The 10,640-nt window shown below is 44.6% G+C and carries 10 protein-coding genes; 5 read left to right on the plus strand and 5 right to left on the minus strand.

Annotated elements, in window-relative coordinates; all coding sequences use genetic code 11:
- Nucleotides 1–73 precede the first annotated feature (73 nt).
- The 5 genes from tatC (at nt 74) to WAE59_RS18740 (ending at nt 6,556) form a co-directional block, all read left to right on the plus strand.
- A complete protein-coding gene (tatC, locus tag WAE59_RS18720; RefSeq protein WP_337857504.1) occupies nt 74–964 on the plus strand; it encodes a twin-arginine translocase subunit TatC in 891 nt (296 codons plus the stop codon).
- 45 nt (nt 965–1,009) lie between these two features.
- Complete coding sequence (rpiB, locus tag WAE59_RS18725; RefSeq protein ID WP_337857505.1) at nt 1,010–1,450, plus strand: ribose 5-phosphate isomerase B; 441 nt, start codon at nt 1,010–1,012, stop codon at nt 1,448–1,450.
- Nucleotides 1,451–1,463: 13 nt separating this feature from the next.
- Nucleotides 1,464–3,071, plus strand: a complete 1,608-nt coding sequence (locus WAE59_RS18730) for a M28 family peptidase (protein ID WP_337857506.1) — start codon at nt 1,464–1,466, stop codon at nt 3,069–3,071.
- 110 nt (nt 3,072–3,181) lie between these two features.
- Nucleotides 3,182–4,570 carry a LutB/LldF family L-lactate oxidation iron-sulfur protein gene (locus tag WAE59_RS18735; RefSeq protein WP_337857507.1) on the plus strand — a complete coding sequence of 463 codons (1,389 nt, stop codon included), beginning with the start codon at nt 3,182–3,184 and terminating at the stop codon, nt 4,568–4,570.
- 9 nt (nt 4,571–4,579) lie between these two features.
- Entirely contained in the window at nt 4,580–6,556 is a 1,977-nt protein-coding gene (locus tag WAE59_RS18740) for an alpha-ketoacid dehydrogenase subunit alpha/beta (RefSeq protein WP_337857508.1), read from the plus strand.
- On the opposite strand, the gene WAE59_RS18745 is transcribed toward WAE59_RS18740, so the two are convergent.
- The 5 genes from WAE59_RS18745 to gcvH all read right to left on the minus strand — a co-directional run bounded on the left by WAE59_RS18745 (nt 6,553) and on the right by gcvH (nt 10,597).
- The gene (locus tag WAE59_RS18745; RefSeq protein ID WP_337857509.1) at nt 6,553–7,170 is read right to left on the minus strand and encodes a SprT-like domain-containing protein; all 618 of its coding nucleotides are present in this window, start codon (nt 7,168–7,170) and stop codon (nt 6,553–6,555) included. The genes WAE59_RS18740 and WAE59_RS18745 overlap by 4 nt on opposite strands.
- Nucleotides 7,171–7,188: 18 nt before the next feature.
- Nucleotides 7,189–9,306: a ferrous iron transport protein B gene (gene feoB / locus WAE59_RS18750; RefSeq protein ID WP_337857510.1), complete on the minus strand. Its 2,118-nt coding sequence runs from the start codon at nt 9,304–9,306 to the stop codon at nt 7,189–7,191.
- Nucleotide 9,307: 1 nt separating this feature from the next.
- Nucleotides 9,308–9,526, minus strand: coding sequence for a FeoA family protein (locus WAE59_RS18755; RefSeq protein WP_008240420.1), 219 nt, complete (start codon nt 9,524–9,526; stop codon nt 9,308–9,310).
- A gap of 282 nt (nt 9,527–9,808) precedes the next feature.
- Complete coding sequence (locus WAE59_RS18760; protein WP_337857511.1) at nt 9,809–10,213, minus strand: VanZ family protein; 405 nt, start codon at nt 10,211–10,213, stop codon at nt 9,809–9,811.
- 3 nt (nt 10,214–10,216) lie between these two features.
- Nucleotides 10,217–10,597 carry a glycine cleavage system protein GcvH gene (gene gcvH / locus WAE59_RS18765; RefSeq protein ID WP_337857512.1) on the minus strand — a complete coding sequence of 127 codons (381 nt, stop codon included), beginning with the start codon at nt 10,595–10,597 and terminating at the stop codon, nt 10,217–10,219.
- Between the last annotated feature and the right edge of the window lie 43 nt (nt 10,598–10,640).

Consider the following 10,640-nt stretch of genomic DNA (forward strand, 5'->3'; position numbering starts at 1 on the left):
TTTATCATATTTAAAACGTAAATACCATTCTGAATAAAACAAGAATGGTATTTTTGTTTACATAATCACATACATGAGCGATAAAAAGAAAAGAGACCTGATAGGTGCCATAAAAGAAAAGGGAAAGACACTGGAAGCCGAAATGTCGTTCTTCGACCACATTGATGTATTAAGAAAACACTTATTGAGGGGGCTGGCGGTAGTTGTCCTGTTAACCATCGGGGCCTTTTGGTTCTCCGATTTCATTTTCAGTGAAATCATTATGGGGCCTAAAAATCCGGACTTCTGGACTTACAGGATGATGTGTAAATTAACTGCAGCATTTCCCAACCTCATCAGTTCAGATTTTTGTATCACCCATATAGATGCCAAGATCATCAATACAGAAATGGCCGGGCAATTTACGCTGCAGATCAACTCCTGTGTGATGATGGGCATTATTCTTGGAATCCCTTATCTATTATTCGAAATTTGGCTATTTATTAAGCCTGCATTACACGATAAGGAACGTAAATCGGCAAGCGGTTTCGTTTTCTTTGCCTCTGTACTGTTCTTTATAGGACTCATGTTTGGTTATTTCATCATTTGCCCGCTTTCAGTTAACTTCTTAACCAACTTCACAGTAAGTCCGGATATCGAAAATACATTTACCATATCTTCTTACCTATCTTCAGTAGCGACATTGACCATCGGATCAGGAATCATCTTCCAACTTCCCGTGGTGATCTATATCTTGTCTAAAATTGGCGTGATGACACCTGCATTCATGCGAAGTAGCAGAAGGTACGCAGTGGTGATCATCCTCATCATTGCAGCGGTAGTGACGCCTACTCCAGACATTATCACCATGCTGGTGGTAGCCTTGCCGCTCTTTTTACTCTATGAAGGCAGTATTTTCATCTCAGCAAATATTGAAAAGAAGAGAAATAAAGAACTATATGGTGTTAGCAAGGTAAATAGCTAACAAAATCTTTACGTTAACTGGTTATTATTCTATATATTTTTGAAAATGTCGACAGACCAAACAATAAAAATTGCAATCGGTGCAGATCATGCCGGATTTGACTACAAAGAATTGCTAAAATCACATTTAACGGGTTATGAAGTCAAAGACTTCGGGACTTATTCTGCTGATTCGGTAGATTACCCTGATTTTGCACATCCTGTAGCAGAGGCTGTAGAGCAAGGTGCTTATACATTTGGCGTTCTCGTCTGCGGAAGTGCGAACGGCGTGGCCATTACGGCCAATAAACACCAGGGGATACGTGCTGCGATCTGTTGGCTGGATGAACTGGCTGCACTTTGCAGGCAGCACAATAATGCCAATGTAATCTGCATACCTGCAAGATTTGTTTCAGAAGATCTGGCCAAACAGATGGTTACTACTTTCATCAATACCGAATTTGAAGGTGGGCGCCACGCTGGAAGGGTCGGAAAAATATCATGTTAAACCAATAGACCTCATGAAAAAAAACCTTTTACACACTAGTCTTGCCCTATTGATGATGGGCTGCAGCGCAGTTGCCCAAAACAAAGACGCCATCAAATTTAGTCAGACCATTACTAAAGACAATGCATACAAACATTTGTCTGTGCTTGCATCGGATGCTTATGAAGGCAGGGAGACTGGGAAAAAGGGCGGCTGGATGGCAGCCGATTATATCAAAAACTATTTTAAAAGTCTGGGCCTTAAGGGACCTGTTAGTGGGGAGTACTTCCAGCCTATTGATATGGTGACTTATAGCCTTTCCCAAATACTGACCATAGAGGGACAACCTGTTGAAGCCATCAAAGATTTTTACATCTCTCCCCAATTGGTGTCTGCAAAGGGTTTTACATTTAATGCCAATCCGGTGCTGTTTGCTGGCTATGGGCTGAACCGAGAAGGATACAATGATTTTGAGGGGCAGACGATAACAGGCAAGGTGGTCATGATCTTCAAGTCGGGTGAACCTGATGGATCCAATGCAGGAGGCAGCAATCCCAGAAATGCCAATTCAGCTTTGAATGCCAAAATCAAATACCTTACTGAACAAAAAGCTGCTGCTGTACTCGTGGTGGACCCGGTAATAGACAATATGCCGGAGAACCTGAAGAGTTACCTCCTTTCTGAACAAATGGTCATGAAAACAGCAGAAAACATACAGCGGATGAACATCCCACAAGGATTACCTGTAGTAAACATCAGCACTGCTGTAGCTAATAAAATCCTTGCGGCAGGTTCCACAAGCATAGATGCAGTGAAAAAGAAAATCACAGATAGCAAAAAACCCGCAAGTCAACTCTTGAATATCACAGTCTCTCTGTCTGCCAACAAGGTTGAGAAAAAAGTGAGGGCAGAGAATGTACTTGGCTACCTGGAAGGCTCTGACCCTAAACTTAAGCAAGAGGTATTGGTGATTACCGGTCACTACGACCACATCGGTATTACTCCGGAAGCTAAAGGTGAAGATAAAATCAATAACGGAGCAGATGACGACGGTTCTGGTACCACTGGCGTACTGATGATTGCTGAAGCTTTTGCAAAAGCGAAAAAAGCAGGTAAAGGCCCAAAAAGGAGCATCCTGTTCATGACCGTTACTGGCGAAGAAAAAGGGCTACTGGGTTCAGAATGGTATTCTGAGCATCCTATATTCCCCCTGGCAAATACAATTACCAATTTAAACATTGATATGATCGGACGTGGCGATAAAGACCACGCCAGCGATAACAATTTTGTATATATCATTGGTTCGGACATGTTGAGCTCAGATTTGGATCGGGTTGGTAAGAAAGCCAATAAGGACTATGTGAACATTAACCTCGATGAGCGCTACAACAACCGTACAGATCCCAATCGTTTCTACTACCGCTCAGACCACTATAATTTTGCAAAACACGGTATTCCGGTAATTTTCTATTTTAACGGCGTACATGATGATTATCACCAACCGAGTGATGAAATCAGTAAAATCGATTTCCCCATGCTGGCTAAACGCGCAAAATTAGTCTACTTTACCGCATGGGAACTGGCGAATGGACTGAAGCGCCCACGTGTAGATAAAAATGACGACGGTACACCTAAACAATAACCTGAAAACATCGATTAGCCTGTTCTAAAAAGACAGGCTTTTTTATGACCAGTGCTTTGTAATGTTTTTATTTCTGTTGAATACTTCCTTAGTTTTCTCTAAGTTTGAGCATGACTAAGATTGCTGAAGATTTTTTGATAAAGGCGGATGAGAAAGCTTTCGATTTAGGACATCGCAAAACTATAAACCACAACATTGGAAAATATAATGTTGCTGTAGAGCGGGGGCTTTCGAAATTCGAAAACCTGGAAAATTCCAAAAAGAAGGCCCATGTGATCAAATGGCGTGTAATGGAAAACCTGGATAAGTACCTACCGGAATTTGAATCCAATTTCCAGCGCCGTGGCGGTAAAGTCATTTGGGCAAATGATGTCAATGAAGCACAAAAAGAAATCCTTAACATCATCAATAAGGCAGGGGGCAAAACAGTTATTAAGTCAAAATCCATGACCACTGAGGAAATTCACCTCAATGAATTCCTTGGAAAACATGATATTGAGTCTCTGGAAAGCGATCTTGGAGAATATATCGTCCAACTGTTAGGTCAGCACCCCTACCACATTGTTACCCCTGCCATGCACCTGAGCAAGGAAGAGATTGCCAAACTCTTTCATGAGAAATTCGGCACTCCTATAGATTATACACCTGAACAACTTACACAAAAGGCACGTGAACTCCTGAGGGAGAAGTACTTAAAAGCAGATATTGGCATCAGTGGCGGAAATTTCCTGATTGCCGATACCGGCAGTATTGCACTGACAGAAAATGAGGGCAATGCAAGGCTCTGCACTACCTTTCCTAAAATTCACATCGCCATTGTGGGGATTGAGAAAATCATTCCATCCATGGCTGATCTCGACTTGTTCTGGCCACTCTTGGCCAGCCACGGCACCGGACAAAACCTGACGGTTTACAACACCATACTGAGCGGACCGAGAAGGGGAGATGAAACAGACGGCCCCGAAGAGATGTATGTGATATTGCTGGACAATGGCAGAACCAACTTACTCGCTCAAAAGGACCAGCGACAGGGCCTCTATTGTATCCGCTGCGGCGCTTGCTTAAATGCCTGCCCAGTTTACAAAAATATAGGCGGACATACTTACGATACGACTTATAGTGGTCCTATCGGCTCCATCATCACCCCTCATTTGAAGGGGATGAAGGACTTCAAACACCTCAGTTATGCCTCCAGCCTCTGTGGGAAATGCTCCGAAGTATGCCCGGCCAAAATAGACATCCACAAAATGCTCTTGTTAAACAGGCGCGATGCTGCAACTCAGCATGAAAATACCAAAACCGAAGAGCTTGGCTGGAAGATCTGGAAAACAGGTATGCTCAAAAGATCGCGAATGGATATGCTGGGTGGAAAGATCAAAAACTTCTTCCTCAAAACCTTATTTAGAAAAATCTGGGGCAAATACCGCAATATGCCGGTCATCGCTCCAAAATCTTTCTCTAAACTCTGGGAAGACCATCAAAAAGAAAAAAACGCTTAACAGTGCATTATGATCTTCGATAAAAAGGACAAAAGCAACGCTACTCTGCTTCAACTGTATCAGCAATTGCTTTATCCACGCATGATCGAAGAAAAAATGCTCATTTTGCTCCGGCAGGGACGCATAGGAAAATGGTTCTCGGGCATCGGTCAGGAAGCCATCGCAGTCGGTAGTACTGCCGCAATGGAAAGTGATGAATATATCCTACCCATGCACCGCAACCTCGGAGTTTTTACCAGCCGAAACATTCCCCTGGAAAAATTGATGGCCCAATGGCAGGGGAAACTTCAGGGCTTTACTAAGGGGCGCGACCGCTCCTTCCATTTCGGAACCCAGGAACACAAGGTCATTGGGATGATTTCTCATTTGGGACCGCAGATGGCATTGGCTGATGGCATCGCCCTCGCAGACCTCATCGCGGGCCGAAAAAAGGCAACCATGGTTTTCAGCGGTGAAGGTGCAACCAGTGAAGGCGATTTTCATGAAGCCGTCAACGTCGCCGCAGTGTGGAACCTTCCCGTCATTTTCCTGATAGAAAACAACGGCTATGGGCTCTCTACCCCCACAAATGAGCAATTCAAATGCAAAAATCTGGTTGATAAAGCTATAGGTTACGGCATTGAAGGACACCAGGTGGATGGCAACAATATCTTAGAAGTGTATGATCTGATTGAGCGGCTGGCGCGACAAATGCGCAATGACCCCAAGCCTGTCCTGGTAGAATGCCTTACGTTCCGCATGCGCGGACATGAAGAAGCTTCCGGGACTAAGTACGTTCCCCAGGAATTAATGGCTCAATGGGCAGCTAAAGACCCGTTAAGGAATTACGAGAACTACCTCATCGAGCAACAAGTACTTGACGAACAACTCATCGCTGAAATCAAAGCTCAGTTTAAAATACAGATCGAACAGGAAATAGAAAGTGCTTTCCAGCAGGAAGAACCCCTACCCAATGCAGCAACCGAACTCGCTGACATGTATCATCCTTACGATTTGCCTGCAATGCCCCCCTCAAAAGCCATAACGGAAATGCGCTATTTAGATGCCATTACTGACGGCCTCAGGCTAGCCATGCAGCAGCATGAAAACCTGGTGATCATGGGACAGGACATTGCGGAATATGGAGGCGCCTTTAAAATCACTGAGGGCTTTGTAAAGGAATTCGGAAAAGCGAGGGTGCGAAATACACCAATCTGTGAATCTGCTATCGTTGGTGCTGCACTGGGCCTTTCCATCAATGGATTTAAAGCAGTGGTAGAAATGCAGTTTGCCGATTTCGTAAGCTGTGGTTTCAACCAGATTGTAAACAACCTCGCCAAAACCCATTACCGCTGGGGAGAAAAAGCAGATGTGGTCATCCGTATGCCTACAGGCGCGGGAACGGGGGCCGGTCCTTTCCATTCTCAAAGCAATGAGGCCTGGTTCACCAAAACACCTGGTTTGAAAGTAGTTTACCCTGCCTTTCCAGAGGATGCAAAAGGGCTTTTGCTGGCTGCCATCCATGACCCAAATCCGGTGATGTATTTTGAACACAAATACTTATATAGAAGTAACAATGGAGCTGTACCAGAGGGTCTTTATATTATAGAAATCGGCAAAGCCAGGCTGCTGAAAGAAGGAACTGAACTCAGCATCATCACTTACGGTCTGGGTGTTCACTGGGCATTGTCCTATCTGGCCGACAATCCTGAACGCTCCGTCACTCTGGTTGACCTGCGAAGTCTGCAGCCATGGGACCAGGAATGTGTCGCAGCGGCTGTTAAAAAAACCGGTAGGGTGCTGATTTTACACGAGGATACGCTCACTTGTGGATTTGGTGCAGAAATAGCTGCCTGGATCGGGGAACATTGCTTTCAGCACCTTGACGCTCCCGTAATGCGCTGTGCCAGTCTGGACACGGCAATTCCCATGAACAAAATACTGGAGGATGATTTCCTGGCCAAGAGCCGCCTCGCAGAAAGCATCAGCAAGCTACTCGCTTACTAAGTACCCGTTGCTGCAAGCATGACTTCTGCCAAGGGGTTAAAAAGATAGATATTCCCATTGTCCAGGCAAAGGCAGCGGTAGCGTTTCCTCAACCTTTCTCCTTTTTTAAAACGCCTTCCATCCTTGATCTGGAAAACGGTATCCAGAGGCAATTCCTCCAAACGGGATATGGCATCATGCTTCACATCATATTTCTTTAGTGCCCTTGAGAGCTTCAAATCTGTACAGCTGGCGGCCGATGGATTATGGAGATAGCTGACAATGGCCTGCTGGACATCCTCCGGAAAGATCTGCTGATCAATAAAGGGAACCATCATTCTCTTGAAGTTCCGCTTCCATTCCTCGCCATGCGGCTTCACTTTATTCTTATGGTCATTCCAGGTCAGCAAATGTGCAAATTCATGTACGGTAGTGACCAGAAAAGCATAGGTATTGAGGTTATTGTTCACAGAAATTTTGTGCCCAGCACCTTTAAAAGGATGCCGGTAATCGCCTAATTTGGTAGCCCTGTTGCGGGAGATCTTAAATTCACATTGGAAATAATCAATCCAGCGCGCAATGATCGGCGCTGCTGCCTCAGGCATGTACTGTGCTAAGATCTGCTTTTTTTCCACCTTACAAAGGTAAACAATTTACTTCAGGAGCTGATACGCAATCAATGCCGCTACATAGGCCATCACGGTCATATACACCAGCTGAATCACCGGCCATTTCCAGGATTTCGTTTCACGGTATACTACAGCAACGGTACTCATACATTGCATCGCAAAGGCATAGAACAACATCAGTGAGAGTCCGGTAGCAAAGGTAAAAATCGGCAATCCCGTCTGTGCATCTTTGGCCACACGCATTTTATCGCGTATTGTACCCACTTCTTCATCACCGCCCTCTACACTATAGATCGTAGCCATTGTACCTACAAAAGCCTCCCTTGCGGCAAAGGAAGTAATCAGTGCGATCCCGATCTTCCAATCATAACCGAGTGGCCTGATGGCAGGCTCTATAAAATGTCCCAATACTCCGGCATAGGAGTTTTCCAGCTTTTCTGCGGATTTATCTCTTTCCAATGTGGAGATCTGTACACTGTCCTGCTGCGCTTCAATCTTTGCATATTTCTGTTCGATCTGCTCAAATCTATCGCCGGGACCGTAACTCGCCATCACCCAAAGTATGATAGAAATTGCAATGATGACCTTCCCTGCTTCGAGTACAAAGGTCTTTGATTTCTCATACATGGTAAACAAGACATTGCTCCACCTCGGCATGCGGTATACCGGCAGCTCCATGATGAAATACGAACGCTCCTTGGCCTTAATGATGAACTTCATCACTACTGCCACCAGGATGGCCGCCAGAATGCCAATGATATACATGGACATTAAAGCGAGTCCCTGCATATTGATAAAGCCCCATACCTTCTGATCGGGCACTACCAGTGAGATCAATAACGTATATACCGGAAGACGTGCAGAACAACTGACCAAAGGGACCACCATAATGGTAATGATACGGTCCTTCCAACTCTCTATATTCCTTGCACTCATGATGGAGGGAACCGCGCAGGCCAGACTCCCGATCATCGGGACTACCGACTTACCACTGAGTCCAAATTTGTGCATGATCTTATCCATCATAAAAGTAACCCTTGCCATATAGCCTGTATCTTCCAAAATGGAGATAAAAGCAAAAAGTATGGCTATCTGGGGTATAAAGATCACAACGCCCCCCAATCCTGCAATTACCCCGTCCAGTAACAGATCGGTCAATACCCCCGGAGGCAGTTGCTCATGGCCAAACGCTGTGAGCCAGGCAAACGAAGTCTCGATCAGATCCATGGGATAAGAAGCCCAGGAGAAAATGGAATTGAAGACAAAGAACAGGATGGCAATGAAAATCAGGAAACCCCAGAATTTATTGGTAAGAACCCTGTCCAGCCTGTCGCTGACTACAAATTTGCGCACAGCGCCGGTATCTTCTACAATGCCACTGAGCACTGTACCCAAATAGCGGTAACGTGCTATCGTTTCCGCGGTTTGTATCCTCGATGTATCAAAATGATGATTTTGCCTGATTTGCTCGAGTCCGCTACGTTGTGCCGCTGAAAGGAAATCTATATGCTCATGCTGGTGTAAAACCTGCAGTGCATAGTAGTCGTTGTCGGTCCCGATCAGTTTCATCGCTTCTGCAATGGCTTCCGGTGCCAGAACTTGCACATCCACTTCTTTGGCCTGAGTAGGAATCGCTGTCGTATTGGCAATGGCTTGTTTCAGCTCATTCAGGCCCTTATTGCTTCTGGCAGCAATAGGCACTACCTGTATCCCGATCCGTCGCGACAGCTCCGTTACGTCAATGGCTATGCCCTCTTTACTGGCCATATCGGTCATGTTCAGTGCCAGCAGCATCGGAATCCCGAGATCAGCTACCTGCGAATATAAAAGCAGGTTCCTCCGCAGGTTGGTCGCATCTGCAACCAGGACTATGACATCTGGAAAACTGGGATTCTCTGCATGTGCCAGTACCTGGAAAACGATGCGCTCATCCTTACTTTTTGGATAAAGACTATATGTACCCGGCAAATCTACTATTTCGGCTGTCCTGCCATCGGGCAACTTGCTATAGCCAACCTTTTTATCCACGGTAATTCCCGGGAAATTTCCAATTTTCTGATTTAACCCGGTGAGCAGATTAAACAGCGTAGATTTACCGGTATTGGGATTTCCAACCAGTGCTATTTTTAAATCACTTGCCAAACTATTGCTGTATTATGATGATAGACGCTTCGTTCTTCCTCAAGCAGAGCTGATAACCAGCCACACGGATTGCAATGGGGCAACCCAAAGGGGCAAAACGTTCCACTTCTACAACCTCTCCCGGCAGGCAACCCATTTCCATTAATTTTACCGACATATCCAGGTCTGTAAAAGATACTATAGTGCCGCGTTCTCCAGGATTGAGTTGTGAAAGTTTCATCTCGTATTCAATTATATTTTATGATTCGGAATTGATTTTATCCCCATTTCCGACCGCACGCAATTTAGCCTTAATTTATAACAGTTCCAAATAATAGCACAGGATATAGCGCGCACGGAAACCCATCTGATGGATAGAAAAGGCGGTATAACCGTCATGCCACCGTAACAAAAATATCAGCGTTGCGGATAGGCGCGGTAACTGACCGGCGGACATTTGCATCCTCCATTAAATATAGCACAACCGCTACTCATGGCCACTAGAAACAACAAAACCAATACACTAGTTCTTCTTTTCATTATAATTGCTTTTATGTAAGAGAATGTAACTAAAAACCCCCATAAATACACCGATCATGTCGCAACCAAAATCCCACCATTCCGCAGACCTGTAAGTGAAAAATTTCCACTGTAAAAATTCAATGACGGCACCCAAAGATGCTGTAGCGAGGATGATCTTAAATATAGTCAGCGAACGGAAACTGTAATTGTGCTGATGCCTGATCTTACCGTAAAACAGAAATATGGTGAGTACAAAGAAAAAGCCCAGGTGCACCATCTTATCAAATCCTTCAAAAAAAATGCCTGATCCATTACTATCAGGCATTTTCATATTGCAAAGGATCAAAATAAAGATGGTCCATACAATGGCCCATCCCTGATATTTTAATACTTGAAATTTATTCATCAATTAAGCGCCAACCAGTGCTTTGTACGCATCTGCATCCAATAAACTGTCTACATCAGCAACATCCGACAAGCTCACTTTCACCATCCAGCCCTGTCCATAAGGATCAGAGTTTACCAACTCAGGGTTGTCATTCAGCGCAGCATTCGTTTCCAAAACAGTTGCAGTTACCGGCATAAAAAGATCTGAAACAGTTTTCACAGCCTCAACTGTACCGAAAACATCATCCTTACCTACTTCATCACCCACCGTATTGATGTCGATATACACGATATCTCCTAACTCACGCTGAGCAAAATCGGTAATACCAACATAAGCCTCATTGCCTTCAACTTTAACCCATTCGTGGTCTTTAGTGTACTTTAATTCTGATGGAAAATTCATTTTTCTAAGTTTATTTGTCGTTAGTTATTTCTTAAGGCCACAC

It is taken from the genome of Pedobacter sp. GR22-6, assembly GCF_037402555.1.
Classification (GTDB): domain Bacteria; phylum Bacteroidota; class Bacteroidia; order Sphingobacteriales; family Sphingobacteriaceae; genus Pedobacter.